This window comes from Aeromonas sp. 602396 (assembly GCF_049173735.1).
In the GTDB taxonomy this organism is placed as follows: domain Bacteria; phylum Pseudomonadota; class Gammaproteobacteria; order Enterobacterales; family Aeromonadaceae; genus Aeromonas; species Aeromonas veronii_A.
Genome location: NZ_JAAKSD010000014.1, coordinates 73,351 through 99,643 on the forward strand (window position 1 = coordinate 73,351; position 26,293 = coordinate 99,643).

The following is a 26,293-nucleotide window of genomic DNA, read 5'->3' on the forward strand; positions in this document are numbered from 1 at the left end:
TGAGAGGCCCACAGATGACGCACTGGAGGCAGAAATATTGTCGCTGTCGCGGTGTGCGAGGCTGGAGTGGGTTGTTGGGTTTTATTTGAGGCTTGATTTTGTGTCGCACTTTCTTACAATTCTTCGGTTTTGTGACGCACCCTACAGTTTTACGATATCGCCCTTTTCAAACGGAGAGTCCCCATGGGCAAGTTCCTGCTTTGCTATCTGGTCGGTGGTCTGGTGGCCATCAGTTGGGCTGCGCTGCCCGCTCATGGTCCCTGGGATCAGTGGGACCTCGCGATTTTTCATACCGTCAATGGTTGGCTCGGGCAGTCGGCGCTGTGGGCCGATCTGGTGGCCATCACTAATAACCGGCTGTTCGATCTGGCAGTACTGACCTGTATGGGGTTGATCCTGGCCCGCTGTTTCTTTGCCCGGGATTTGGCGGGGCGTCGCCAACTGGTGGCGATGGGCATTGTCATGCTGCTGAGTGCACTGGTGATCAACCAGCTTGGTCACCGATTGCCGGTGGAGCGACCCAGCCCGACCCTGATGGTGGCCGATGCGCTGCGGGTTACCCAGCTAAGCGCTATTCCGACCAAGGACTCTTCCGGTGACAGCTTCCCCGGCGATCACGCCCTGTTCCTGATGATCTTCGCCGGCTACGCCTTGCGATATCTGCCGCGCTGGGCGGGAGTCACCGCATTGCTGATGGTGCCGATCTTTTCCGCGCCGCGCATTCTGGCTGGCGCCCACTGGTTTACCGACGTCTACGTCGGCGCGCTGGGGCTGGCGACCCTCTGCCTGCCCTGGCTGCTGTTGACCCCGCTGGCGGATCGGCTGATAGAGCGCATCGCCCCCCGATTGGCCCGTGTGCCGCTGCTGCGCAGTCAGACCCACTGATTGAACGTCGCAAAATAAAACGCCCCGACATGAAAATGTCGGGGCGTTTTGTTATCCACCCGCGAGAGATCAGCCTTGATAGCCGTTCGGGTTGTTGCTTTGCCAGCGCCAGGTATCGACCATCATCTGCTCCAGACCGCGTTCTGCCTGCCAGCCCAGCTCGGCACGGGCCAGCGTTGGCTCTGCCCAGCACTCGGCGATGTCGCCCGGGCGACGGGGTTTGATCTGGTAGGGAATGGGTCGGCCACTGGCCGCTTCAAACGCCTTGACCATCTCCAGTACCGAGTAGCCTTGACCTGTGCCCAGGTTGTAGGTGAAGACGCCGGTGTCGCTCTTGATGCGTGCCAGTGCTTTCAGGTGACCGATGGCGAGATCCACCACATGGATGTAGTCGCGTACGCCGGTGCCATCCGGGGTCGGGTAGTCGTTGCCAAATACCCCCAGCTCCTTGAGCTTGCCGACACCCACCTGGCTGATATAGGGCAGCAGGTTGTTGGGGATGCCGTTGGGATCTTCACCAATCAGGCCGCTCTCGTGGGCGCCGACCGGGTTGAAGTAACGCAGCAGTACGATAGCCCAGCGGGGATCGGATTTGGCGAGATCGCGCAGGATCTCCTCCACCATCAGCTTGGAGCGGCCGTAGGGGTTGGTGGCGCTGGTGGGGAAATCTTCCCGCAGCGGCACCGAGGCGGGATCGCCATAGACGGTAGCCGAGGAGCTGAATACCAGCCGGAAAACCCCGGCCTTGGCCATCTCTTCGCACAGCACCAGAGTGCCACTGATGTTGTTCTGGTAGTAGGTGAGCGGGATCTGGCTCGACTCCCCGACCGCCTTGAGGCCGGCGAAGTGGATGACCGATTCGATCTGGTGGTTGGCAAACAGCTGCTGCAGGCAGGCTCTGTCCAGCACATCCCCTTCGACGAAGGTGACCGGCTTGCCGGTGATCTGCTCGACCCGCTTGAGTGACTCCGGTGAGGAGTTGGAGAGGTTGTCGAGTACCACGACCTGCTGCCCCGCGCCGAGCAGCTCAACCAGGGTGTGGGAGCCGATATAGCCGGCGCCCCCTGTGACCAGTATTGTCATTTTTTATCCCGTGTTCTGGTGAAACTGGGGCAGAGTCTAGCGCCCCTGTCTACTTGGGAAAAGGTTGGGATACCGATGACGCTTTCACCGCACCTCACAAAAGCCTTCACCACGCCTCAATAATCGAGACTGATATCCCCTTTCGCGGTGCAGGAGCAGGCCAGAGCCACGCCGCTCTCCAGGTCCTGCGCACTCAAGGTCATCACGCTCTGGCGCTCGATGTCACCTGTGGTGGTGCAACGACAGCTGCCACATACCCCGGCGCGACAAGCCGCCATTATGGTTTCGCCCGCAGCTTCCAATGCCGCCAGCAGGGTCTGACCCGGCAGGATTTTCACTTTCTTGCCGCTCTTTTTCAGGGTTAGCCAGAAGTGGTCGCTGGTGGTCTTGATGGGCTCTGCTGGAGGAAGACCAAAGGACTCCTGATGCAGCTGCTCCGGCGGCAATCCCAGCTCCGTCAGCATGGTCCTGACCGCCGCCATATAGGGGGCCGGGCCACAGAGATACACATGGCGTTCGCGCAGATCTGGGGCCAGTTCGGCTAGCATGGCGGGGATGAGTCGGCCCACCCAGGGATGAGCCGTTGGCGCCTCTTCCAGTATCAGGGCATGGCGAATACCTGCATGGGCCTTGGCCAAGGCTGCCAACTCATCTGCGAAGATCACATCTGCTGGCGAGCGGGCGCTGTGAATAAAGCGGATATCGGCATCCGGCCGTTTGGCGAGCTCGTCCCGCAACATGGCCCACATGGGGGTAATGCCGGAACCGGCACTGAGCAGCAGTGGCCGTTCGCAAGGCAAGGCGGTCAGGTTGAAATCGCCGAACGGGCCATCCACCCGGATTTTGTCTCCCACTTGCAAGGTCTGGTGTAGATGGCGAGAGACCCGTCCCACATCCTTGATAGTCACTTGCCAGCATGCATCCTGCGGGCTGGAGGAGAGGGTATAGGCGCGGCACTCCGGCTGGCCGTCAATCTCGGTGTGCAGGGTGATGCACTGGCCTGCCAGCACGGGAGGGAGGTTGCCGGAAAACGGCGCCAGCTGCCAGCTCACTACGTCGTGGGTATTCTGCTGGCGGTCAATGCAGATGAGCGTGAGAGAGGTCATCACAAGGCTCCTTAGGTGTGAAACGGTTTGAAAAACGTCTGATGAAAAAGCCGGATCCAGAAAAAAGGCGAGCCGGGCGGCTCGCCAAACGCTTACAACATGAGGTGCCGATCAGGCCGCCAGGATCTCGGCCAAGTCAGCCTCGGCCGTGGTGGTTCCTTTCAGTCCGAATTGCTCCTCCAGCACCTTGAGCAGGGCCGGGGTAAGGAAGGCAGGAGCGGTCGGGCCGGTACGAATGTCTTTCACCCCGAGGGAGAGCAGGGTGAGCAGAATGACGATGGCTTTCTGCTCGAACCAGGAGAGCACCAGCGTTAGCGGCAGATCGTTGACCCCGCACTCGAACGCTTCGGAGAGCGCCAGCGCCAGCTGGATGGCTGAGTAGGCATCGTTGCACTGGCCCACGTCCAGTAGGCGCGGAATGCCGCCGATATCGCCAAAATCGAGCTTGTTGAACTTGTACTTGCCGCAGCCCAAGGTGAGCAGCAGGCTGTCACGCGGCGCCGCCTTGGCAAACTCGGTGAAGTAGGCGCGCTCGGCCTTGTCGCCGTCACAGCCACCCACCAGGAAGAAGTGGCTGATTTCTCCGGCTTTGACCTTCTCAATCACCGCGGGGGCGGCCTGCATCAGGGCGTTGCGGGCAAAGCCGATGGTGATGAAGTGCTCGAGCTCGGTGTGCTTGAAGCCTTCCAGCGCTTGCGCCTTGGCGATCACGGCGGAGAAATCATCCCCCTCCAGATGGGTTACGCCCGGCCAGCCGACGATGGATCGGGTGAAGATGCGATCCGAGTAGTTGCCCACATTCGGGTCGATGATGCAGTTGGAGGTCATCACCACGGCGCCCGGGAAGTTGGCAAACTCTTTCTGCTGGTTCTGCCAGGCGGATCCGTAGTTGCCCACCAGATGGGGGTACTGCTTGAAGAAGGGATAGGCTAGCGCAGGCAGCATCTCACCATGGGTGTAGACATTAATGCCGGTCCCCTTGGTCTGCTCCAGAATGAGCTTGAGATCCATCATGTCGTGGCCGGAGACCAGAATGCACTTGCCGGGGATGGGAGTGACGCGTACCTGGGTCGGCTCCGGATGGCCGAAGGCGCTGGTTTCACCCAGATCCAGCATCTCCATGATTTTGAAGTTGAGCTGACCGATCTCCATGGCACAGCTGAACAGCCGACCCATTTCGCTCGGATCTGTGCTGAGCCAGCTCATGATGCGGTGGAATTCGGCAGCCACCTCGTCACTCTGCTGATCCAGCACCCGGGCGTGCTCCATGTAGGCTGCGGCGCCCTTGAGGCCGTAAAGGCAGAGCAGGCGCAGCCCCATGATGTCTTCGTTCACCTCACTCTTGCCCCGATTGGGGGCGGCTGGCGCGGCATGGGCAAGTTGTTCCAGCAGCTCGGCACCGGGTTCGAAGTAAGCGGACTGTGGTAAGTCGTTGACCTGCACCGCCATGGCGGTCAGACGATCGGCCAACTGCTGGCGATAGGCGAGGGCCTGATTGACGTAAGCCACGATGCGATTCGAGTCGAAGTTGACGTTGGTGAGGGTGGCGAAGAAGGCCTTGGGCACGAAGGCATCGATCTCGCGGTCGATGATGCCCGGCTCGCGGGCGGCCAGCGCCCAGGCGCTGAGACCCTGCAGGGTATAGATCAGCACATCCTGCAGATCCGAGGTTTCCGCCGTCTTGCCGCACATACCTTGTGCGTAGGCACAGCCGTTGCCAGCTGGGGTACGAATTGTCTGTTCACATTGCACACAAAACATCATGCCTCTCCTAATTGGACATTTCAGTTGTCTGTTTTGTGGCGATTCTATTCCTCTCGCGAAAAACTTAATAGGCATTCAATTTGCCAATTAAGATTCCCTTGATGCAGATCAAAAACAAAAAAAGCCGCCCAAACAGGACGGCAAGCGGGTGGATAAAAGGAGAGACAACTCAGGTTTGCAACAGAACATAACAATCAGATGGATTGGGCCGTGGTCTGGTCAGGAGCTTCCGGCCCGGTACTTACTCAAGCCAGCATACGTACGCTGTAGTCGGCTTGGTTCACTATCAGGCCAGATAAGCGCGCAGCATCCAGACCAGTTTTTCCTGCTGCTGCACATAGTCGGAGAGGATGGAGGCAGTGCCCTCATCACCGGCTTCGGCGGCCTGACCCAGAATACGGCGCTGGGCGACCAGCAGTTCGCGGAAGCTCTCCAGCAGAGATTCGACACAGGCGCGGCCATCGTGCAGCCCTTTTTGCTCCGGGATGGCAGAGACTTTCAGGTAGTCGCTGAAGCTGTGCATGGGCACGCCATCCAGGGTCAGGATCCGCTCGGCCAGAGCATCGACTTTCAGCAGCAGGTCGTTGTAAATCTCTTCAAATTTCAGGTGCAGTTCGAAGAACTGGTTGCCACGGATATTCCAGTGGAAGCCGCGCACGTTCATGTAGAGGATCTGGTAGCTGGCCAGCAATTTGTTCAACTCGGCTGCCAGGGCTTGTGATTGAGCAGTATCAAGACCAATCGGGCTTTTCATCATTCACCTCCAGATTTGGAAATCGGTTTTAAATTCTCTTTCGGAACGCACTCAGAGTAACGCCTTGCAAAATGCAGGGACAATTGCTTGTGCCTAACTGTTTGATAGCTAACGGCTATCAAACAGTACGCAGCAACGGGGGCAATGGATGAGGATTAGGGGAAGTATTTTTCGAGCAGCGCCATCAGGATGGCCTGACACTCGCGGTCTGGTTTGCTATCGACCTTGCTGGCGCGAAAGTGGAGTTGAAAGGCGCCCATGACGGCGCGGCTCTGCTCATCCCACTGGCCGCTCCGGGGCAGGCCATAGCCATAGCGGGCCAGCTGCTGCTGCCACATGGCCGCATCCCAATCGGGCAAGGGACTGGCCAGTAGCTCGGCCACCCGACCTTCATCTGGCCAGGCGCCGACCCCGTACGTCAGATAGAGCTGGCGCCAGGGGAAGTGTGGGCCGGGATCCTGCTTGCGCTCGGGGGCGACATCGCTGTGGCCCAGCACCTGGGTCGGTGGAATCTGGTAGCGGACGACCAGCTCCCGGCTGAGGGCGCCGACGGCGGCAATCTGCTGCGGGGTATAGGGTTGCCAGCGCCGCGCATCGGGTGGCAGTGACTCATCTTCTGGTGGATAGCCAAGGTTGACGATCTCGATACCAAGGGAGCTGGCATTGAGCCCGGCATATTGGTGCCAGCGGCTGCGTCCCGCATGCCAGGCGCGCGCGCTGTCCGGCACCAGCTGATAGACCGGTAGCGGGGTCTCGTGGCTGTCGCGGGGGATCAGGTAGTGGGCGCTCACCTTGTGCTCCGGCTCGGTCAGCAGGCGCAGGGAGTTGGCATCATCTTCGTCGGTGTAGTGGAGGATCAGAAAGGCGATCCGCTCGTTCTGGTTGGCGCTCTGATAGCGGGTAGATAGCTGGTACTCGGATGGTGTGCAGGCGCCCAGCAGCAGAATCAGTGGCAGACAGAAGAGGGGAAGAAGACAGCGCCAGCGCCATCCCCCTGCCACAGTCAGTCTGCTGAGCGTGGGAGGAGTGAGTCGCTGGCACATGTCGAAGGCCCGGTCTGGTCAGTCGCGCGGCTGGTTAGCCGCGGTATTTGGCTGTGAGACCGATCAGGAAGTTGCGCAGGATCTGATCCCCGCAATCCTGATAGTGCTTGTGATCCTTGGAGCGGAACAGGGCACTGAGCTCGGACTTGGAGAGGTTGAAGTCGGAGAGCTTGAGGGTGCCGAGCATATCCTCTTCCTTGAAGTTGAGACCGATGCGCAGCTTGCGCAGGATCATGTTGTTGTTGATCCGGTTCGGGATCACCTGGGCCGGTGCATCTTCCCGCACGCCGCGGCGGGCGATGATGAAACCGTCGAGGAACTGGCTCAGGGCCGAGTCGGGACAGGCGACATAGCCTGCCTCTTGCTCTTCACCTTCCGCTGCCTCTTTCATCAACCAGCTGTGCAGCTGGGCGTGAGTGACCGTCAGGTTGCCCTTGGCAAACATCTCGACCATCTGGTCGTTGCTGATGGTGAGGGCGTAGCGCAGACGGCGCAGAATATCGTTGTTGGTCATGCTGACTCCTGTGTAAACGGCGCAACTTTACCATCTGGCGGCCCTCGCGTCAGAAAAAGCGGGGGCCGGTATAGTTCAGGTCAAGCTCATCAAGCCTGGCCGAGATAACGGGGCGCCTCCTGGCGCACCAGTTCCAGCGCATCTTGCAGCTCCAGCAGCTCGGGTTCCAGCTCGCTCACCGGCACGCCGTCACGCAGCTGTTGCTCCAGCTGAGAGAGCAGCCGTTGCAGCCCCGGCACCCCGGAATAGGCACAGCCACCGTTGAGGCGATGGAGCTGGGCCAGCACCTCGCTATCTTCAATTTCGCCAGCCAGCGCGCTATCCAGCACTGGTTCCACCTCGTCGAAACTGGCCAGCAGCATGGTCAGCATCTCTCTGGCGAGATGCTCTTTCCCCGCCGCCTGCCGCACCGCCAGTGCCCAGTCGATCTGTTGGGCACCATTATTCTGGTGGCGGCGATGGGCAAAGTCGGTGATGAGCTGGGCCAGCATGCTCTCGTCGATGGGCTTGGCCAGATAGTCGTCCATCCCCTGCCGGATCAGCCGCTCTCGCTCTCCGGGAATGGCGTGGGCGGTCACCGCCACGATCGGGGTGGTGGTGTTGAGGGACTGGTTGCGGATCGCCTGGGTGGCGCTGATGCCATCCATGATCGGCATCTGGATATCCATGAAGATGATGTCGAACGGCTGGCTCTGGGCCTGTTTGACCGCCTCCTTGCCGTTTTTGCACACCACCACCTGACTCACCATCTCCTTGAGCATGGCGGCGATCAGCTTGAGGTTGGCGGCGTTGTCGTCCACCGCCAGCACCTTGATCGGCTGCAACTGGCGCGGCGCAGGCTGAGCAGGCAGCTTCTGGCGGCTCGATTCCGGCGAGAGCAGGGCGTGCAGCAGCTTGCGGTGGTTGACCGGTTTGGAGAGACAGTGCTGGGCGCCATGGGCCAGCATCGCTTCATAGAGCGCCGGCTCGTGGCTGCTGAGCAGCACTATGGTGTTCTGCTGCTGGCCGTTCAGTCTGTCGAGACGGCCGAGCACCTGCTGCGGCGTATGCAGGGTGCTGCTGCCGATGATCACCATCTCCTGCTCGCTCATCTCTGGCCAGGGATCATCGCTGGTCAGTGGGTGCACGTCGAGGTGCCACTCCGCCAGCAGGGCGAGCAGAGAGGCTTGCGCGAAGGGATCCGGTTCCAGCAGCCAGAGCCGTTTGCCACGGATCCGATCCAGCGGCAGTTGATCGGTCTGGGGCAGGGGTGAGACCTCCACATCCAGACTGAACGAGAAGATGGAGCCCTTGCCGAGCTCCGATTCAAAGCGGATCTGGCCGCCCATCTGCTGCACCAGCTTCTGGGTAATGACAAGGCCTAAACCCGTGCCGCCATAACGGCGGGAGATGGAGGAGTCGGCCTGATTGAAGGCCTGGAACAGCTGATGTTGCTGCTCCTGGGAGATACCGATGCCGGTATCGCGGATCTGGACGTTGAGCCTCACCTTGTGGTTGCCACTGCCGGTCTGCTCGATATGGACATCCACGTTACCCTGCTCGGTGAACTTGATGGCGTTGCCGGTGAGGTTGGTCAGCACCTGTTGCAGACGCATGGGGTCGCCGGTGAGGTAGTCCGGCACATCGGCATCCACCCGCAGGGAGAGCTCCAGTTGTTTGTCGTGGGCGCTGGGGCCGAGCAGGTGCATGGTCTCGTTGAGGGTGTCGCGCAGGCTGAACGGGATATGCTCCAGCTGCAGCTTGCCCGCTTCCAGCTTCGAGAAGTCGAGGATGTCGTTGATGATGCCAAGCAGGTTGCGCGCCGATTTCTCGATGGTCTGCATGTAGTCGGTCTGGCTCGGGGTCAGGCTGGTTTTCAGCAACTGGCGGGTAAAACCGATGACCCCGTTGAGCGGCGTGCGCAGTTCGTGGGACATGTTGGCCAAAAACTCCGACTTGACCCGCGCCGCCTCCTGCGCCCGTTTCTTGGCCATGTCGAGTTCGACGTTCTGGATCTCGATCTGCTCCAGGGTTTCGCGCAGGTCAGAGGTGGCCTGATCGATATTCTGCTGCATCTCTTCGTGATATTCGGAGAGCGCCTTGGCCATGGCGTTGATGCCGTTTTTCAGCATATCCAGCTCGCCGGTGAGCTGGCCGCTGACCCGGGTATCGAGCCGCCCCTCCCTGATCTTGTGCACCGCCTGCACCATGTTGGTGATGGGCTGGGTCACGCTCTTGACCAGCCGGAAGCCAAACAGGGTACTGAAGGCGACCCCGATGAGCACCATGATCACCGCAAAGAAGGTGTCGCGGTACTGCAGCAACATGGCCCTGTCGGTTGCCATCTGCATCGAGATGTAGCCGATCATCGGCGGCTCCACATCGCTTGGTAGCGGAAAGCCATCCAGACTGGTTTCAGCCTGGATCGGGGTGCGCAAAATGATGTCGTCCCCCTGAAACGTCACGCTGGTCAAATCCGGAATGGGTTCGCCATCGGGCAGCCTGAGCCGGGTGAAATCCCGGTGGTAGTTCGAGGTAACGAACAGCTGGTTGTCCTGGGTGAAGACAGCGATGGACTTGATGAAGGGGGAGTTCTTGCGATGGGTCAGGCCAATCAGCCGCTTGAGGGATTCTCGACTGTGCTGGGTCATCCCGTATTCACTGGCGATCGCCAGCGGTTCGATGATGTTGATCCCCTGATCAATGAGGTTGTTTTCCAGCTGCTGGTAGCGGTGGAAGGTGAAGTAACCGGCCATCAGGCCACCGATGATCAGGGTCGGCAGGATGGTGAAGGCGAGAACGCGTGCTCTCAGGCCATATTTGGTCATACGAACAGGCCACCAGTGAACAGGGTTGGCGATAGGGTTGATGGCAATACACGGGCTCTGTGGCCGTATTTGGTCATACTATTATTCTTGTGGGACAATACCCGGCAGCAGATTCCACAATCATGACATAGCCACCTATAGGCACCAAGTTTTATGGCCCAGTTTTTCAAGCCCCAAAAGAAGTCCACCCAGCTCCAACGCATTGAATTTACGATAGACACCCTCGATCACCACTGCGTCGGTATCGGTCGCCATCAGGGCAAGGCGATCTTCGTCGAAGGGGCACTGCCCGGCGAGACCGTCAAGGCACGCATCACCGAAGAGAAAAAGCAGTATGGTCACGCCGCCTTGCAGCAGGTGGTGACCCCGGCGGCCAATCGTATCGCCCCCTTCTGCAGCCACTATCGCGAGTGCGGCGGTTGCAGTGCCCAGCACATGTCGGTTGCCGATCAGCAAGCCGCCAAGGCGGCCGGACTGGTCAGCCTGTTCGAGCGGTTGGGCAATATCAAGGCGCCGGCGCTGGAGCCGGTACTGACCGGTGAAGATCGTGCCTACCGCCGGGTCTGTCGTCTGGCCATCAAATTTGACAAGAACGGTCGCTGCACCCGGGTTGGTTTCCGCCGCCGCAACAGTAACGATCTGGTGGAGATCGGCAGTTGCCCTGTATTGGCCGAGCCGCTCTCTGCGTTGATTGCCCCGCTGCGTGAATGCCTCAATCGCCTCAAGAGCCAGCGCGAGCTGGGCCATGCGGAGCTTATCCAGGCCGAGCAGGGGATCATGATGCTGCTGCGTCACACCGGCCGCCCCAATGAGGCGGATCGCGCCCTGCTGGTGGAGTTTGCAAAAACGCAGGGGATCGACCTCTATCTGCAGGCGGCCGATGAGCGCATCGAAGCGCTGCAGCAACAATTTTCCCCATCCTACTCGCTTGATGGCTTGTCTCTTGCATTTGCTCCCGGTGATTTCATTCAGGTCAACGGCCCCATCAACCAGAGCATGGTGGAGCAGGCGCTGACATGGCTCGGGGCGAGCAAGGATGACAAGGTGCTCGATCTCTTCTGCGGCATCGGCAACTTCACCCTGCCGCTGGCCCGTCAGGCTCGCGAAGTGGTCGGTGTGGAAGGTGAACTGGCCATGGTGCAGCGGGCCGAAGAGAACGCCCGTCGCAACGGCATCACCAATGCACGTTTCTACAAGGCCGACCTGAGTGATGACATCGTCGGTATGTCCTGGGCGCGGGAAGGGTTCGATCTGGTGCTGCTGGATCCGGCTCGTCCCGGCGCGCTGGAAGTGATGGGACACGTCGTGAAACTTTCACCCAAGCGGGTGGTCTACGTCTCCTGTAACCCGGTCACCCTGGCGCGGGACAGTCAGGTGCTGGTGAAAGGGGGTTATCGTCTGGTGTGCCTCGGCATGCTCGACATGTTCCCTCACACCGGTCATCTGGAGTCCATGGCGCTGTTTGAACGGGAGTAAATGACTCATCAGTTCGGCGATGCCGGATAGGTCATCCGGCATGTTCGTTACTCTTTGAGCAGGTGTGTATATGAAGTAATCCTGCTCATCTGTACGGCGATGCGGATGTTCAATCTGGCATGTCTGCGTCTGTTTGAGCTGGTGTGTATATGAAGTAATCCTGCTCATCGGTACGGCGATGCGGATATGTAATCTGGCGTGTCTGCGTCTGTTTGAGCTGATGTGATTGGGGTAATCTAGACCCTCGTCGTTCGGCAGGGCCTGTTGGCGCGCTCTATTGTCTTTCTGGACAATATGCCTTGAAAAGTGCGCTGGATATCCCCATTTGAGGCAATCTCATGAGGGGGGAAGTGACAGCTTTCGGCCCGATAATTTAAAGGATTGATACCATGGTTGCGGTTCGCGATATTCATTTGAAAGACAACTTCACCCTGGAAGAGTGGGTCAGCTCGCTCTCCTTGAGTGACAGTGAAAAGGATCAGCTGCGAACCGTCTACCAGTATTGTCTGACGCTCGGTGACGAGGCGCTGACCAGCAAGCTGCTGGTGCGCGGCATCGAAATGGTGGGCATCCTGCAGATGCTCAGCATGGATATCGGCACCCTCAAAGCGGCCATCATCTACCCCTTCGTCGAAGCCGGTCTCATCAGCCAGGAGCGGATGGACGAGGACTTCGGTTCCAAGATCGCCAAGCTGGTGGAAGGGGTGCTGGAGATGGAAGCCATCCGCTCCCTGCAGACCCTCCATCGCAGCGAAACCTCACCGGAGCAGGTCGACAACGTGCGTCGCATGTTGCTCGCCATGGTCGAGGATGTGCGCGCTGTGGTGATCAAGCTGGCGGAGCGGATCGCCTGCCTGCGGGAAGCGAAGACGGCAGATGAAGAGACCCGGGTGCTGATGGCCCAGGAGATCACCAACATCTATGCGCCGCTCGCCAACCGTCTGGGCATCGGCCAGCTCAAGTGGGAGCTGGAAGATCTCGCCTTCCGTTACCTGCACCCGGATACCTACAAACAGATCGCCAAGCAGCTCGACGAGAAGCGGCTCGACCGCGAGCGCTATATCCGCGAGTTTGTGCAATCCCTGCGTAATGGGTTGAAAGAGGCGGGAGTTGACGCCGAGGTGTACGGTCGCCCGAAACACATCTACAGCATCTGGCGCAAGATGCAGAAGAAGCACCTCGAATTCAACGAGTTGTTCGATGTGCGCGCGGTGCGGGTAGTGACCAAGCGGCTGCAGGATTGCTATGCGGCGCTCGGTATCGTGCATACCCAGTTCCACCACATTCCCCGCGAGTTTGACGACTATGTCGCCAACCCCAAACCCAACGGCTATCAGTCGATCCACACCGTAGTGGTGGGGCCGGAGGGCAAGACGGTCGAGATCCAGATCCGTACCGACCAGATGCATCAGGATGCCGAACTCGGCGTCGCGGCGCACTGGCGCTACAAGGAAGGGGCACAGGCTGGCGGCAAGGCCAACACCTTCGAAGACAAGATCGAGTGGCTGCGCAAGCTGCTCGCCTGGCAGGAAGATCTCTCCGAGAGCGGCTCCCTGCTGGAAGATCTGCGCAGTCAGGTGTTCGAGGACAGAGTCTACGTCTTCACCCCGAAAGGGGATGTCATCGACTTGCCGGCGGGCGCCACCCCGCTCGATTTTGCCTATCACGTCCACAGCATGATCGGTCACCGCTGCATCGGCGCCAAGATTGACGGCCGCATCGTGCCATTCACCTACGCGCTGCAGACCGGCGATCAGGTGGAGGTGATCACCCAGAAAGAGCCGAACCCGAGCCGCGACTGGATGAACCCCAACGCCGGCTTCCTGCGCTCCAGCCGGGCGCGGGCCAAGGTGGCGACCTGGTTCAGAAAACTGGATCGGGACAAGAATATCGTGGCCGGTCGCGAGCTGTTCGAGAAGGAGCTGGATCGCCACAACCTCAGCATGTCCAAGATCGACAAGGGCAACATGCTGCGTCGCTTCAATCTGGAGAGCACCGACGATCTGCTGGCCGGTATCGGCAGCGGCGACATCCGCATCAACCAGGTGCTCAATTATCTCGACACCTGCTACAACAAGCCGACGGCGGAAGAGGAAGATCGCCGCTTGCTGGAGAAGCTGGAGCAGAAGGCCAACGCGCCGATGCGCCACAAGCCCAAAGACCATATCGTGGTGGAAGGGGTCGGCAACCTGATGACCCATATCGCCCGCTGCTGCCAGCCCATTCCGGGGGACTCCATTCAGGGCTTTATCACCATGGGGCGCGGCGTTTCGATCCACCGGGAAGATTGCGAGCAGCTCAAGGAGCTGTCACGTCGCAACCCGGAGCGGCTGATCGATGCGGTGTGGGGGGAGAACTACTCCGGCGGTTACGGCCTCACCATCCGGATCATCTCTAACGATCGCTCCGGCCTGCTGCGCGATATCACTACCGTGCTGGCCAACGAGAAGATTAATGTGATGGGGGTGCGTTCGCGCTCAAACGTGCGCGAGCAAACCGCCGAGATCGACATGGAGCTGGAGATTTACAACATCAACGCCTTCAACCGGGCGTTGGCCAAGCTCAGTCAGCTCAATGACGTAATTAGCGCCAAGCGGCTTTGATATCGAACCGACCGGCCCCAGTGGCCGGTCTGCATTTACGACCCTTTTTGAACGAATCGAAAGCGAATATCCCATGTCCCAACGTTACGATCTGTCCCAACTGCTCGACATCATGGCTCGTTTGCGTGATCCGCAAAACGGCTGTCCCTGGGATCTGAAACAGGACTTCCAGACCATAGTGCCGCACACCCTGGAAGAGGCCTACGAAGTGGCCGATGCCATCGAGACCGAGGATTGGCAGGGGCTGAAAGGGGAGTTGGGCGACCTGCTGTTTCAGGTGGTGTTCTACGCCCAGCTGGGTAAAGAGCGGGGCTTGTTCGACTTCGCCGATATCGTCGACACGGTGAGCGAAAAGCTCATTCGCCGTCACCCCCACGTTTTTTCCGATGCAGATCTCTCCAACGAGCAGGCGGTAAAAGCGAACTGGGAGGCGGAAAAAGCCAAAGAGCGGGCGGCCCTCGACAAAGAGAGCGTGCTGGACGATATCCCGCTCTCGCTGCCTGCCCTGACCCGCGCCGCCAAGATCCAGAAACGTTGCGCCACCGTCGGTTTTGACTGGAAGACGTTGGGGCCTGTGGTGGACAAGATCCACGAAGAGATCGACGAGGTGATGGAAGAGGCATTGATGGCCGATGTGGACGAGGCGCGGGTGAGCGACGAGCTCGGCGACCTGTTGTTTGCCACCGTCAATCTGGTGCGTCATCTGGGCAAGGATCCGGAGCAGGTGCTGCGCGGTGCCAACGCCAAGTTCGAACGTCGCTTTCGTCAGGTTGAGCAGATAATCGCCGCAGAAGGCTTGAAAATGACCGATTGCACCCTCGAAAAGCTCGATGCCGCCTGGGATAAGGCGAAGGAAACCGAGCAAAGTTGATTTGGCGCAAGATGGGGGGGCGGTGAGCCTGATAGATTTTTGCTCATTGTTTGGGAGAGGGGTTTTTGGTATACTGTTTCCCCGTCCTGCTTCATCCCCGAAGCACCCCTTAAAATTCCCTAAACTTCTTTCAGGTTCAGCATGACGACCAAATATATTTTTGTTACTGGTGGCGTTGTTTCATCCCTCGGCAAAGGCATTGCCGCAGCTTCTCTGGCAGCCATTCTGGAAGCCCGTGGTCTGGATGTGACCATCATGAAACTGGACCCGTACATCAACGTGGATCCGGGCACCATGAGCCCGACCCAGCATGGTGAAGTGTTCGTAACCGAGGACGGGGCCGAAACCGATCTGGATTTGGGCCACTACGAGCGTTTCATCCGCACCAAGATGACCCGTCGCAACAACTTTACCACCGGCCGTATCTACGCCGACGTACTGCGTAAAGAGCGCCGTGGTGACTATCTGGGCGCCACCATTCAGGTTATCCCGCACATCACCAACGCCATCAAAGAGCGGGTGATTGCCGGTGCCGAAGGCCATCAGGTTGCCATCGTCGAAGTGGGCGGTACCGTAGGTGACATCGAGTCCCTGCCGTTCCTCGAAGCCATTCGTCAGCTGGCTGCCGAAGTGGGCCGCAACAATGCCATGTTCATGCACCTGACTCTGGTTCCTTACCTGGCCGCTGCCGGTGAAGTGAAGACCAAGCCGACCCAGCACTCCGTTAAAGAGCTGCTCTCCATCGGTATCCAGCCGGATGTGCTGATCTGCCGCTCCGACCGTGCCATTCCGGCCAACGAGCGCGCCAAAATTGCCCTGTTCTGCAACGTGCCCGAGCGCGCCGTCATCTCCATGAAAGACGTCGACTCCATCTACAAGATCCCGGCACTGCTGAAGTCCCAGAACCTGGACTCCTACTTCACCGAGCGTTTCGGTCTGGAGTGCAAAGAGGCTGACTTGTCCGAGTGGGAACAGGTTATCTACGAAGAGGCCAACCCGACTGGTGAAGTGACCATCGGTATGGTCGGCAAGTACGTCTCCCTGCCGGACGCTTACAAGTCCGTCAACGAGGCGCTCAAGCACGGTGGTCTCAAGACCCGTCACTCCGTCAACATCAAGTACATCGACTCTCAGGATATCGAGACTCGTGGCGCCGAGCTGCTGGAAGGTCTGGACGCGATCCTGGTGCCGGGTGGCTTCGGTGAGCGCGGTGTGGAAGGCAAAATTCTGGCTGCCCAGTATGCCCGCGAGAACAAGATCCCCTACCTGGGTATCTGCCTCGGCATGCAGGTTGCCATGATCGAATTCGCTCGCAACGTGGCGGGCATGGAAGGGGCTCACTCCTCCGAATTCAAGAAAGATTGCGCCTATCCGGTCGTCGGCCTCATCACCGAGTGGGTGGATGAAGAGGGTAACGTCGAGACCCGTACCGAGAAGTCCGATTTGGGCGGTACCATGCGTCTGGGTTCCCAGCTCTGCCACCTGGTCGAAGATTCCAAGGTGCGTCAGATGTACGGCAGCCCGACCATTTACGAGCGTCACCGCCACCGTTATGAAGTCAACAACAAGCTGCTGCCGCAGATTGAAGCGGCAGGTCTGAAAGTGACCGGTCTCTCCGCCGACAAGAAGTTGGTGGAAATCATCGAGATCCCGGATCACCCCTGGTTCGTGGCTGCGCAGTTCCACCCGGAGTTCACCTCTACTCCTCGTGATGGCCACGCTCTGTTCGCCGGTTTTGTGAAGGCGGCAGGCGAGTATCAGAAGCGTAATTTGAAGTAATTGAAAATAAATGCGGTTGGGGCACTGTGCCACAGCCGCTTTTTTTGGCATATTTTTGTTGTTTTTTTACGAAACCTGAGGAAATACACATGTCCAAGATCGTTAAAGTGATCGGTCGTGAAATCATCGACTCCCGTGGTAACCCGACCGTTGAGGCCGAAGTTCACCTGGAAGGTGGTTTTGTTGGTATGGCAGCCGCTCCGTCTGGCGCGTCCACCGGTTCCCGCGAAGCGCTGGAACTGCGTGACGGCGACAAGAGCCGTTTCCTGGGTAAAGGCGTGCTGAAAGCCATCGAAGCCGTAAACGGCCCGATCGCTCAAGCTCTGCTGGGTAAAGATGCCAAGGACCAGGCCACCGTTGACCAGATCATGATCGACCTCGACGGTACCGAGAACAAATCCAAGTTCGGCGCCAACGCCATCCTGGCTGTTTCCCTGGCTAACGCCAAAGCTGCCGCTGCTGCCAAAGGCATGCCGCTGTACGCCCACATCGCCGAGCTGAACGGCACCCCGGGTGTTTACTCCATGCCGCTGCCGATGATGAACATCATCAACGGTGGTGAGCACGCCGACAACAACGTCGACATCCAGGAGTTCATGATCCAGCCGGTTGGCGCCAAGACCCTGAAAGAAGCCGTTCGCATGGGCGCAGAAGTGTTCCACAACCTGGCCAAAGTGCTGAAGTCCAAGGGCTACAACACTGCAGTTGGTGACGAAGGTGGTTTCGCTCCGAACCTGAAATCCAACGCCGAAGCGCTGGAAGTTATCGCTGAAGCCGTTGCCGCTGCCGGTTACAAACTGGGCACCGACATCACCCTGGCTATGGACTGCGCTGCTTCCGAGTTCTACGACGCAGAGAAGAAAGAGTACAACCTGAAAGGCGAAGGTCGTGTCTTCACCTCCAACGGTTTCTCCGACTTCCTGGCTGACCTGACCACCAAGTTCCCGATCGTCTCCATCGAAGATGGCCTGGACGAATCTGACTGGGAAGGCTTCGCCTACCAGACTGCTGAACTGGGCAAGAAAATCCAGATCGTGGGTGACGACCTGTTCGTAACCAACACCAAGATCCTGAAGCGCGGTATCGACAACGGCATCGCCAACTCCATCCTGATCAAGTTCAACCAGATCGGTTCCCTGACCGAAACTCTGGCTGCCATCAAGATGGCCAAAGACGCTGGCTACACTGCCGTCATCTCCCACCGCTCCGGTGAGACCGAAGACGCGACCATCGCTGACCTGGCTGTTGGTACCGCTGCTGGCCAGATCAAGACCGGTTCCATGAGCCGTTCTGACCGTGTTGCCAAGTACAACCAGCTGATCCGTATCGAAGAAGCTCTGGGTGCCAAAGCTCCTTTCCGCGGTCTGAAAGAAGTTAAAAACCAGGCTTAATTTGCTGGTTTGCCAGCTTCGACTGGAATGAAAAAAACCGGAACCCTTGGGTTCCGGTTTTTTTATGCCTGATCCTTGCCACAACGGCCTGAGAGGCGAGGGCGTTGTGGCTCTGGTCTCGGGTCAGACAAAGGGGGGCGTGCGCTGATAGCGCCCTGCATGCGCCTTGAAGCCCAGTTTTTCAAACAGGGCGATAGAGCGGACATTATCTGCATCGATATCTGCGGTGAGGCAGGTGACTCCCAGTGTGCTAGCGTGGGCGAACAGCAATCCCAGCGCCTCCGACATAAACCCTCTGCGCCAATAGGCCGCATTGAGTAGGCAGCCCACCTCGCAGCGGTGACCCGCCTCGCTGAAACTGTGCAGGCCGCAGGTGCCGATCACCTTGTTGCCCTTCCGCTCGACAATCGCCCACTCCAGCGACTCACCCGTTTGTTCCAGCCGAACTACGCTCGCCATCATCTGCGCCACCATGGCGGGAGAGGTAAAGCAGGGATCAGAGGCAAACTCCATGGTCAGCGGATTGCCATAAATCTCGAACAGATCGGCGGCATCCTGCGGGCCAATGGTGCGCAGCACAATCCGTATGCCGGTTAAGTCGGGCTTCATAAATCTCCTTGGGATGAGTTACGCCAGCAAAGCCACAGGTGAATAAAGAGGCCATCTGAACGTCGGTATCTAAAGGCAACTGGCACAATCAAGACATATTCGTATTGCGAACGCCTATTATGCTTTGCTAATCGAATTTATGGACTCAGAAAGATGAGCACCCTAATCTTTTTTAGGCGTCACAATTCAGTTCTGCTCATTGCCTTTGCGTCAGAAACGGTGCGGCGTAGCTGAAGTATTCAGTTTGAGGCGTACGATTCACATCCCAGCGCTTCGTATGTCCAGCTGGACGCTCTCGTTGATTCGCATGAGTAAGGACTAGGCGTTTTTTGGCACGTGAAACCCCAACGAAATAGGCACATAGGTTTTCTTTCTGTTCCGATTCGTTCTTGAAAAAGAATGTTTCGTTTTCGACGGCCATGATGATGACCGAATCAAACTCAAGGCCCTTGCTCTTATGGATGGTCAGTATTCGTACTGCTTGATCGTCTGAGAAACGCTTAAGGGCTTGGGGCAAGTCAGGTTCCAGCGTTAGCAATTCTTCAATCTTCATCTTGGTATCGCGGATTACTTCGCTTAGCCGGTCACGAGACTCGTAATCAGGGGAAAGCGACATTAGTGTTTCAACACTGATTTGCTTCAGAAATATTTGAACAAACACCCACCAGCCAGAGAAAGGGGGGGCAACCAGCTCGTTAAGGGCTATTTCTTTTCGTTGCTGCTTGATCAGCCGATCAAGGTCTTTGCGCGCATTCGACGGAGTCTCGTCATCTGCAAACGGGATTAGCTGGTTCATGAGCCGAATCCATGATTTGGGCTCGCGCTGACCATAGAGGCAGGAAAGATAGTCCACTATCAAACGTGCTGCAGGCTCGACGGTGATGTCTTGCATCTGCTGCTCGTTGCGGAAGGGGATGCTACGAGCCTCCAGTTCCGTCATAAGGTGATCAGCGTACAGGTCAAGCTGATTACGAATCAGGACCGCAATTTCTGCTGGTGGCAGCTGTTCTGTGTTTATCCAGTCTGCAATCAAATCTGCAAGGTAGTCTGCTTCTTGACGACTGTTTTCAAAGCGCCACGCGAATACCTCCCCTTCGTCGCCTGCAAGTTGCTCATCAGGCATGACAGAAGCTGGATCCAGCTTGCGAATGATCTCGTTCTGCAAGCGCAGCAAACGTGGTTGAGAGCGGAAGTTTCGGTACATATTGAGTGGAGTTGCTGCAAAATCAGCAACGAAGTCCTGAAAGATGCCTTCCAAAGCGCCTGCCCAGCCCATGATTTTTTGCTTGGTGTCGCCTACGGCGGTCAAGCGAATGTTCGTACCTTGAAACGCGAGCTTGAGGAGTTCGTATTGACGGTTTGTACAGTCCTGGAATTCGTCGAGGAAGACATCGCTGTAGGTCTGACGGATGGCATATCTCGCGACAGGTGACTTTCTTAGAATCTCAATTGCCCACGGCACCAGATCGGAAAACGTGATCAACGTTCGTGATGGGCCAAGTTTCCGATCTGCAATTTGGTATCCGGCATCCAACGCATACTCACCAGTTAGCACAGGACGGAAACGATCGATGATGCGCTTGGCGAATGCGTGAAAGGTATAGCTGTCAAACCGCGCAGCAAGTTCTGAACCACAGCGTCGCTTGACCCGTTCTTTCAAGTTACTGCTGGCATCGACCTTGAACGAAATGGCCAGAATCCGTTTGGGATAGCGGCAGGTACCTGTGCGCAATAGGAAATCTGCCCGCTGTGCAAGCATTTCGGTCTTTCCTGCGCCTGGGCCAGCGGTAAGAGCAAGGCTGCGTGTTTGCTCCTTGGCTGCAATCAGGGCGTTGGGCTCAAGTGTCAGCCCATCTGCAGGTTCCCAAGTCTCGACTGTTATCATTCCGGTAGATCCGCGAGTTTGGTGATGACGGCATCTGCCAATCTGCTCAGGGATGCGGGCATGTTTGTCAGTAGCTCTGCATCAGTCAGCTGAGCCAATGCATCAATATGGGCTGCGGGTTTGCTACCAAGCTTGAAGCGCTGATGGTAGGTGTTAAATAGCTTCTGCTCATCTTCGCTGTACTGGCTTGCATCGTGGTGACTTTTACCCAAAACAGCTTTGATCGTGGATGCCTCTGGGTCTTCCTTAACTACGCCATACGCATCTGGGTAAGCAAGTAACATGGCGAAATCGAGATCCATTGGAGCCGAGAAAAATACACCTCGACTTTCCAGCTCAAGAAATACGTCTTTCGTCCCTCCATCAAAATAGTGATGTGTTCGGACTGGAGTATCGGCTGTATCCCATTTCGGCAGAGTCCAAGCGGCAGGAAGTATTTTTGCTGATTCAAACTTAAGGAGTTGATCATTCACGTACTTGATTCGCCCCCAACCAGCAGAATAGCGAGATATATCGAGGTCTAATAATGTCAAATATGGAATTTGCAGCGTGGAAAGTAGGCGCCAAAAATGATTGACGTGACGTCCACCCAACGGGGCTATTGAAACTGCAGATTCATCAACAGGAGCTCCCTTCGCTTTAAGTAGCCGCGGTAATACGATTTCTTCACTATCACCCTCTCCAAGAACGACAAGCAGCGAGAAATAGATTTCGGGAAATGCTTGGACTGCTTCGCGCACGAATTTGTGTGCATCCTCCTCCCGTTCCGGTAGTTGAATACATGTGACTCGTGATGTTCGCTCTTCGGTCAACCTCAGATAACGGATACGTTCCGGAGCAACGCGCCTCAGCATGGATGGTGCGTGGGTGGCGATGAGCGCTTGTGCGTCACCTTGTCCGGTCATTCCATTGAGGGCATTGACGATCCGCCCAAGGTAGTGTGGCGAGAGACTGTTTTCTGGCTCTTCGAGAGCGACCACCGTAAAGACTGGTGGGCGCAGCTTGTCTGGATCGAATGAAGTATCTTCAGCCGCCAGTACAGCACGGCCAATCGCCTGTGAAGAGTGTACCAGTGACAGATACAGCATCGACTTCTGGCCGTCGCTAAGTCGTGAGAAATCGACCAACTGATCCCCATGGCCAGGAGTGAAAGACACCGACATGTGCCGCAACAAGGCTTCGATCTCGGACGCAGCAAAAGTTAGCTTGGGGTCGGTAAAGAAGCTGCCTTTGTGTAAAGCGCCCCATGTCTTTCTCAAACTTGCGCTGAACGCATTGATTGATGGATTGTCTGCCAAGCTGTCACTGATTTGGTCGGTCAGTCCCTTAATGACCGTTCGTTCTGTATCCCAGTTCACCGCACGCAGCATTCGCCCCAGTAATGCATTCGCACCATAGGCAATGTGATCGGCGGGATCACGGCGGGCGGGAAGGTAGTGGATATGGATATGGTTACGTTCAGCTCGAGGTACTTGGGTGGTGGTAAGTGGTGAGCCATCTGGATTGATATCCAACACATAGACCATGTTTTCCTCTATATCCCCATCCAACCCCATTGTCGCGTTAAGGCGAAAACGAACGCGGGGTGTGCCATCGATCTCGTCGAGGCGCATATGACCGAAATGAGGTGCAACCGTGCTGTTTTCCCCGTCATCTTTTAGTTCAGGGAATACAAAGTCGGCCTCGATCCATAACTGGCGCTCTGGCGGAGGTATTTCTTCGTTCAGCGGGACATGAAAGTCTGAGCGCAGTATTCGACGCTGTGATGGATCAAAGGCAAACAACCGACACAAGGCCTGCAGTGCAGCTGTTTTGCCGGAGCCATTAGGCCCAATGAGGTAAGTAATCTCCTCCAATGGAATTTCGGTGGGTGTGGTCCCGAAAGATTGGAAGCTCGACAGACGGAGGACTTGAAGTTTCATTGCGTATGCTCTGTCTTAGAACGAATAGAATTGGGACTGCCACCGTTTTGAGTGACCCATTGCACGGCACTACTTGCTTACCCGTTCCATCAGACAAGACAGCCTCCAGTCTGCTGTTTTGTAACCAACGGGGTGAGGTTGGCATGGCTCATGGGAGACTCCGACGAGGCAAGTGTTGCCAAATGGCAATATTAACCATGGCGCTGTGGAGAGAAAGCTCAACATTGAGATTTTCTGTGCAAGATCAATAAATTAATCAAATGTCACCCGCGATTGATGACGCGCCGAGATAGCGTGAACAACCATTCTTGAACAATCTCCATAGAATATTCATGGTCATATCTGGCTTGAACCAGCATAAAACTCTTTGTTATTGTCCACCTCCCCCGCTGAAATAGCTTATTTATCTATAAATCAACAAGATAGCATTATGCGGTGGCGTTGCGGGGGCATCTGCTATCGGGAAGGAGAGTTATGAAGTCGCAGTTCAAAGTGGCGCTGGCCATGTTGGCCCTGTTCGTCGTCCAAGGCTGCACAGCCCCGGATTCATCCGCCAAACGCAATGCACCCGGCCCGGTGCTGACCGTGCATTACGAAAGTGCGCCCCTGATCCCCGTCACCATCGCTGGTGAGCAGTACCAGTTTTTGCTGGATACCGGGGCCAGTATCACCTTTATCGATCGTCGTCTGGCCAGTCGCTTCAAGGCGCTGACCTTAAGCGAATTGCCCAGGGCCTATCAGGCTGATTTTGCCACTGTGAGCAGCGTTTCGAGCCAACTGGGCAGCGAGCAGCTTGGCTTTGTTGAGCCGCAGCCCTTCTTGGTGGGGTCGGTCACCATTGATGACAGCGATCTGTGGGCAACCGTTGATTTCGATCTTTTCTCCCAGTCTCTCGGCAGCCGTGTCGATGGCATCCTCGGGATCGACACCATCCGCCGTTTCAACTGGGTGTTTGATCGCGACAGGCATCAGCTCACGGCTTTGCTGACGGCACCGTCGGCAGCCACGTTCGAGCGTTGCATCGGCTATGAAGACAGCTACAACCGTTCCCCGGCAGTGTATCTGACCCACGGTGAGAGCAGCGTGCGCATGTATCTGGATACCGGGGCCGATCAGAGCTATGCCGATCATGCCTTTATCGACTTTATGGCGAGCCAGAAGGCGATCTCTGGCGAAGATGCGATGCCACGCAAAGGGGTGGACGCCAGCGGTATGGTGGAGGGGCGTGAACATATCCTCACCGGCCTGCACTTTGATGAGCGCCAGCTCGGTGAGCTGCGCGTGTCGGAAAACAGCAATGAGCAGTATGGTCTGGGGCTGGATTTTGTTAACCGCTTCAATCGCTTTGCGATCATGCCCGGGCGGATGATGCTCTGCTACGACGCCGATAGCCTGGCGCGCAAAGTGCCGCCAGTCCTGCGCAATATCGGGGTGCGCTTTGATGGCGAGCATCTGCAGGTCTACTACAGCGACGAACGGGATCTGGCCCCCTATGGTCTGGCCAACGGCGACATTCTGGAACAGATCAACGGGGTGGCTTATCGTCCCCTCGAGATCGACAAGGTGCGTGAACTGCTCAGCACCAGCAAGCCGGGGTCGCTTAAGTTGCGAATTGTGCGGGAAGGAAAACCGCTGGATATCGCCATCTAGTCAAGGTGGGGGCGGCAACATGAGCCGCCCCTATGAGCCTCAGCCCTTGGTTGGATTTTCCATGCAGGTGAGGGTGGGCTGGCCGTAACGCTCCAGCGTGGCGTCGTCCCCCTGGGTGAAGAAGGTGAGGTTTTGCCCTTCATAACGGGCGCCGCTGGCGCTGGGGGCTTCATAGGCGAGCACTTGTTGCTGCTTGTCGCCCTCGCTCAGGTTGATCACCGCGGCGGGCAGCTTGGCATCGTTATAGAAGTAGGTGGAGAGAGTGACGTTCTTGCCGCACTGGTAGTTGACCGGAGCCGGCACCATCAGCTGGCCGCCGCTGATCTGCAGTTCGGTGATCCGCAGCAGGTAGTTATCCTCCACACACTGGCGCAGATCTTGCCCCTTCCAGCAGTCGTTGCGACCCTTGATCCAGCCGCGCTGCATGGCGCGCTCTGTCTTGAGCTGTTCGGGAGAGAGCGCAGCAAGCGCCTTGGGGTAGAGGGCCGCCAGTTCGTTATCAAGGGCGGCCAGTCCGGCATCCTTGCAGATCAGGGTTTCGACCGACCCGGAGGCTTTGGTGCAGTCAAAGGAGGGGGTTGCGGCGCTGGCCAGCAGAGGGGCAAACAACAGGGTGGCAAGCAAGGTCTTGTTCATCGATAGGTTCCAGCAATGAGGAGTGCATATCTGCTTACTACAGCACACTCTACAGGGCAATGCAGCAGGGGAGCCGAGCGCATTTTGCTCTGCTGAATGGTTGCCAAACGGAAAAACCCGACACTCCTCGCCGGAATGTCGGGTTTTTTGTGGCCGCGATAAAGGGGGAGGCGGGTTGCCCGGTTGATCAGGCCAGCGCCAGTTGCTGACTGCGGGCGCGCCACAGCCGCTCGTGGAAGAAGAACACCACGGTATTGATGGCCGGTTCGATCATCGCCATCACGCCGCCGGTGAGCAGCTCGCCGCTCAGCAGGAAGGCCACCCCGAAGGCCACCGAGAAGTGGACCACCGCGAAGCTGCTGGTCTTGGCCTGCAGGCTGTGATTTGGTTTGAGCTTGTGCCAGCCAAGGTCATGAAAGTAGAAGGCGACCGTGTTGACGGCAGGCTCGATCAGGGCGATCAGGCTGGCGGTCAGCAGCTCACCGGTCAGCAGGTAGGCCACGGTAAAGGCGACACCGAAGTGCAGGATGGCAAAGCTGATGGTCTTTTTCATGATGGCGGCTCCCTCTGTTGATGATGAGAGTATCCGCCGAAATGATATTAAATGAAAACTATTCTCATCTATTGCCAGAATAGAGAGAACCTATCAACGGGCGAGTGGCCGGTGCGCTTCAGCGGTTGCCAATCGCAGCCAAGGCGATAGAGTACAGGTTCTTCACACTTGCCCATGAAAAAGGATCTTTCATGAATATCAATGCCACCCTGCTTGGCCAGTTCATTGCGCTGCTGATGGTCATCGTCGGCCTCATCGCCTGGCGACTGGCGCGCCGTAAGAGCGAGCATCCGGCGCTGATCACCCTTATCTGCTCCCTGCTCTGTCTGTTTCCGCCCTTTGGCCTGCTGGCCCTGTTGCTGGTTGCGCTCAAACAGGATCTGCCCGCCCGCTCATAGGGCGCGCTGCGGTTGACGCACAGGTTCAGGCTGCCGCACACACCGGCCGCCCCAAAAGCAAAAGCCCCGTGATGGGGCTTTTGCTTTTGAACTCGGTGAGCAGAAGACCTTGGACACCCATCTTTTGGGTTCGGGCTATGCTACGCCTTGCTCAAAAAGGTGGGTGTCCCAGATTTGTTATCCCAGATTTGTTTATTTCTCGCCACAACACTTCGCTTAGATACATTCTCCGAATTGCTGGCCTGAATCGGTTGTTGAATCGGCTGCCCAAACTCAAGAGCATCAAGAATTGGCGTAAACTGTTCCGAGATGTAAGTTCTTCGTTCGGCATACGTTCCGAATTTTTGCTTGATAAACCCCCAGAACGTATCAAGGCTTCGATGCTGCTTTAACCATTGAGGAAGCAGAGGCGCAAGGTTCGGCTTGCTCAATAGTTCGTGACGCAAGGTTTCGAACTCGCGCGAATCCGCAGCCAAACCTGTCGCCCTCGAAGTCAACAAGTTTACGAGGTAGCTCACCTTGTCGAAATCACTTTCCAAGAATTCAATGCTCAAACTTAAACCC

Annotated in this window: 21 protein-coding genes; 8 read left to right on the forward strand and 13 right to left on the reverse strand. The window is 57.4% G+C overall.

Annotated elements, in window-relative coordinates:
- Positions 1-183: 183 nt before the first annotated feature.
- A complete protein-coding gene (locus G5229_RS16205; RefSeq protein ID WP_421209641.1) occupies positions 184-885 on the forward strand; it encodes a phosphatase PAP2 family protein in 702 nt (233 codons plus the stop codon).
- A gap of 69 nt (positions 886-954) precedes the next feature.
- Here the strand turns inward: G5229_RS16205 and galE are convergent, their stop codons facing one another.
- The 7 genes from galE to barA form a co-directional block, all read right to left on the reverse strand.
- Positions 955-1,968, reverse strand: coding sequence for a UDP-glucose 4-epimerase GalE (gene galE, locus G5229_RS16210; protein WP_005335608.1), 1,014 nt, complete (start codon positions 1,966-1,968; stop codon positions 955-957).
- Between the two features lie 116 nt (positions 1,969-2,084).
- Positions 2,085-3,074, reverse strand: coding sequence for an FAD-binding oxidoreductase (locus G5229_RS16215; protein WP_421209643.1), 990 nt, complete (start codon positions 3,072-3,074; stop codon positions 2,085-2,087).
- Between the two features lie 111 nt (positions 3,075-3,185).
- Positions 3,186-4,835, reverse strand: a complete 1,650-nt coding sequence (gene hcp, locus G5229_RS16220) for a hydroxylamine reductase (protein ID WP_421209691.1) — start codon at positions 4,833-4,835, stop codon at positions 3,186-3,188.
- A gap of 289 nt (positions 4,836-5,124) precedes the next feature.
- On the reverse strand, positions 5,125-5,592 hold the full coding sequence (locus G5229_RS16225; protein WP_021229540.1) for a Dps family protein: 468 nt from the start codon (positions 5,590-5,592) through the stop codon (positions 5,125-5,127).
- A gap of 155 nt (positions 5,593-5,747) precedes the next feature.
- Positions 5,748-6,635: an N-acetylmuramoyl-L-alanine amidase gene (locus G5229_RS16230; RefSeq protein WP_421209645.1), complete on the reverse strand. Its 888-nt coding sequence runs from the start codon at positions 6,633-6,635 to the stop codon at positions 5,748-5,750.
- A gap of 34 nt (positions 6,636-6,669) precedes the next feature.
- The gene (locus G5229_RS16235) at positions 6,670-7,149 is read right to left on the reverse strand and encodes a DUF1456 family protein (protein ID WP_421209647.1); all 480 of its coding nucleotides are present in this window, start codon (positions 7,147-7,149) and stop codon (positions 6,670-6,672) included.
- A gap of 89 nt (positions 7,150-7,238) precedes the next feature.
- Positions 7,239-9,956, reverse strand: a complete 2,718-nt coding sequence (gene barA / locus G5229_RS16240) for a two-component sensor histidine kinase BarA (protein WP_075114607.1) — start codon at positions 9,954-9,956, stop codon at positions 7,239-7,241.
- A 153-nt stretch (positions 9,957-10,109) separates the two neighbouring features.
- Between barA and rlmD the strand changes: the two genes are divergently transcribed.
- From rlmD to eno, 5 genes are all read left to right on the forward strand, one after another.
- Positions 10,110-11,432, forward strand: a complete 1,323-nt coding sequence (rlmD, locus tag G5229_RS16245) for a 23S rRNA (uracil(1939)-C(5))-methyltransferase RlmD (protein WP_421209649.1) — start codon at positions 10,110-10,112, stop codon at positions 11,430-11,432.
- Positions 11,433-11,821: 389 nt separating this feature from the next.
- A complete protein-coding gene (gene relA, locus G5229_RS16250) occupies positions 11,822-14,035 on the forward strand; it encodes a GTP diphosphokinase (RefSeq protein ID WP_005335588.1) in 2,214 nt (737 codons plus the stop codon).
- A gap of 73 nt (positions 14,036-14,108) precedes the next feature.
- Positions 14,109-14,906, forward strand: a complete 798-nt coding sequence (mazG, locus tag G5229_RS16255; protein ID WP_216952021.1) for a nucleoside triphosphate pyrophosphohydrolase — start codon at positions 14,109-14,111, stop codon at positions 14,904-14,906.
- Positions 14,907-15,047: 141 nt separating this feature from the next.
- A complete protein-coding gene (pyrG, locus tag G5229_RS16260; protein ID WP_005335584.1) occupies positions 15,048-16,685 on the forward strand; it encodes a glutamine hydrolyzing CTP synthase in 1,638 nt (545 codons plus the stop codon).
- Between the two features lie 89 nt (positions 16,686-16,774).
- On the forward strand, positions 16,775-18,076 hold the full coding sequence (gene eno, locus G5229_RS16265) for a phosphopyruvate hydratase (RefSeq protein ID WP_005335583.1): 1,302 nt from the start codon (positions 16,775-16,777) through the stop codon (positions 18,074-18,076).
- A 123-nt stretch (positions 18,077-18,199) separates the two neighbouring features.
- On the opposite strand, the gene G5229_RS16270 is transcribed toward eno, so the two are convergent.
- From G5229_RS16270 to G5229_RS16280, 3 genes are all read right to left on the reverse strand, one after another.
- On the reverse strand, positions 18,200-18,685 hold the full coding sequence (locus tag G5229_RS16270; RefSeq protein ID WP_421209651.1) for a GNAT family N-acetyltransferase: 486 nt from the start codon (positions 18,683-18,685) through the stop codon (positions 18,200-18,202).
- A 196-nt stretch (positions 18,686-18,881) separates the two neighbouring features.
- Positions 18,882-20,570 carry a UvrD-helicase domain-containing protein gene (locus G5229_RS16275; RefSeq protein WP_421209653.1) on the reverse strand — a complete coding sequence of 563 codons (1,689 nt, stop codon included), beginning with the start codon at positions 20,568-20,570 and terminating at the stop codon, positions 18,882-18,884.
- Positions 20,567-22,492, reverse strand: a complete 1,926-nt coding sequence (locus G5229_RS16280) for an ATP-dependent nuclease (RefSeq protein ID WP_421209655.1) — start codon at positions 22,490-22,492, stop codon at positions 20,567-20,569. The genes G5229_RS16275 and G5229_RS16280 overlap by 4 nt, the downstream gene beginning before the upstream one ends.
- A 474-nt stretch (positions 22,493-22,966) precedes the next feature.
- Between G5229_RS16280 and G5229_RS16285 the strand changes: the two genes are divergently transcribed.
- The gene (locus G5229_RS16285) at positions 22,967-24,142 is read left to right on the forward strand and encodes an aspartyl protease family protein (RefSeq protein WP_421209656.1); all 1,176 of its coding nucleotides are present in this window, start codon (positions 22,967-22,969) and stop codon (positions 24,140-24,142) included.
- A gap of 39 nt (positions 24,143-24,181) precedes the next feature.
- Here the strand turns inward: G5229_RS16285 and G5229_RS16290 are convergent, their stop codons facing one another.
- Both G5229_RS16290 and G5229_RS16295 read right to left on the reverse strand, forming a co-directional pair.
- Complete coding sequence (locus G5229_RS16290; protein ID WP_421209658.1) at positions 24,182-24,778, reverse strand: MliC family protein; 597 nt, start codon at positions 24,776-24,778, stop codon at positions 24,182-24,184.
- A gap of 187 nt (positions 24,779-24,965) precedes the next feature.
- Positions 24,966-25,331 carry a DUF2061 domain-containing protein gene (locus G5229_RS16295; protein WP_042084552.1) on the reverse strand — a complete coding sequence of 122 codons (366 nt, stop codon included), beginning with the start codon at positions 25,329-25,331 and terminating at the stop codon, positions 24,966-24,968.
- 191 nt (positions 25,332-25,522) lie between these two features.
- Between G5229_RS16295 and G5229_RS16300 the strand changes: the two genes are divergently transcribed.
- Positions 25,523-25,729 carry a hypothetical protein gene (locus tag G5229_RS16300; RefSeq protein WP_043821654.1) on the forward strand — a complete coding sequence of 69 codons (207 nt, stop codon included), beginning with the start codon at positions 25,523-25,525 and terminating at the stop codon, positions 25,727-25,729.
- Between the two features lie 140 nt (positions 25,730-25,869).
- Here the strand turns inward: G5229_RS16300 and G5229_RS16305 are convergent, their stop codons facing one another.
- The gene (locus tag G5229_RS16305) at positions 25,870-26,283 is read right to left on the reverse strand and encodes a hypothetical protein (RefSeq protein ID WP_021229527.1); all 414 of its coding nucleotides are present in this window, start codon (positions 26,281-26,283) and stop codon (positions 25,870-25,872) included.
- Positions 26,284-26,293: the final 10 nt, after the last annotated feature.

Excerpts from the sequence above, each read along its gene's own strand:
- G5229_RS16205 (WP_421209641.1), top strand. The coding sequence starts at position 184 with ATGGGCAAGTTCCTGCTTTGCTATCTGGTCGGTGGTCTGGTGGCCATC.
- galE (WP_005335608.1), bottom strand. The coding sequence starts at position 1,968 with ATGACAATACTGGTCACAGGGGGCGCCGGCTATATCGGCTCCCACACC.
- G5229_RS16215 (WP_421209643.1), bottom strand. The coding sequence starts at position 3,074 with ATGACCTCTCTCACGCTCATCTGCATTGACCGCCAGCAGAATACCCAC.
- hcp (WP_421209691.1), bottom strand. The coding sequence starts at position 4,835 with ATGTTTTGTGTGCAATGTGAACAGACAATTCGTACCCCAGCTGGCAAC.
- G5229_RS16225 (WP_021229540.1), bottom strand. The coding sequence starts at position 5,592 with ATGAAAAGCCCGATTGGTCTTGATACTGCTCAATCACAAGCCCTGGCA.
- G5229_RS16230 (WP_421209645.1), bottom strand. The coding sequence starts at position 6,635 with ATGTGCCAGCGACTCACTCCTCCCACGCTCAGCAGACTGACTGTGGCA.
- G5229_RS16235 (WP_421209647.1), bottom strand. The coding sequence starts at position 7,149 with ATGACCAACAACGATATTCTGCGCCGTCTGCGCTACGCCCTCACCATC.
- barA (WP_075114607.1), bottom strand. The coding sequence starts at position 9,956 with ATGACCAAATATGGCCTGAGAGCACGCGTTCTCGCCTTCACCATCCTG.
- rlmD (WP_421209649.1), top strand. The coding sequence starts at position 10,110 with ATGGCCCAGTTTTTCAAGCCCCAAAAGAAGTCCACCCAGCTCCAACGC.
- relA (WP_005335588.1), top strand. The coding sequence starts at position 11,822 with ATGGTTGCGGTTCGCGATATTCATTTGAAAGACAACTTCACCCTGGAA.
- mazG (WP_216952021.1), top strand. The coding sequence starts at position 14,109 with ATGTCCCAACGTTACGATCTGTCCCAACTGCTCGACATCATGGCTCGT.
- pyrG (WP_005335584.1), top strand. The coding sequence starts at position 15,048 with ATGACGACCAAATATATTTTTGTTACTGGTGGCGTTGTTTCATCCCTC.
- eno (WP_005335583.1), top strand. The coding sequence starts at position 16,775 with ATGTCCAAGATCGTTAAAGTGATCGGTCGTGAAATCATCGACTCCCGT.
- G5229_RS16270 (WP_421209651.1), bottom strand. The coding sequence starts at position 18,685 with ATGAAGCCCGACTTAACCGGCATACGGATTGTGCTGCGCACCATTGGC.
- G5229_RS16275 (WP_421209653.1), bottom strand. The coding sequence starts at position 20,570 with ATGATAACAGTCGAGACTTGGGAACCTGCAGATGGGCTGACACTTGAG.
- G5229_RS16280 (WP_421209655.1), bottom strand. The coding sequence starts at position 22,492 with ATGAAACTTCAAGTCCTCCGTCTGTCGAGCTTCCAATCTTTCGGGACC.
- G5229_RS16285 (WP_421209656.1), top strand. The coding sequence starts at position 22,967 with ATGAAGTCGCAGTTCAAAGTGGCGCTGGCCATGTTGGCCCTGTTCGTC.
- G5229_RS16290 (WP_421209658.1), bottom strand. The coding sequence starts at position 24,778 with ATGAACAAGACCTTGCTTGCCACCCTGTTGTTTGCCCCTCTGCTGGCC.
- G5229_RS16295 (WP_042084552.1), bottom strand. The coding sequence starts at position 25,331 with ATGAAAAAGACCATCAGCTTTGCCATCCTGCACTTCGGTGTCGCCTTT.
- G5229_RS16300 (WP_043821654.1), top strand. The coding sequence starts at position 25,523 with ATGAATATCAATGCCACCCTGCTTGGCCAGTTCATTGCGCTGCTGATG.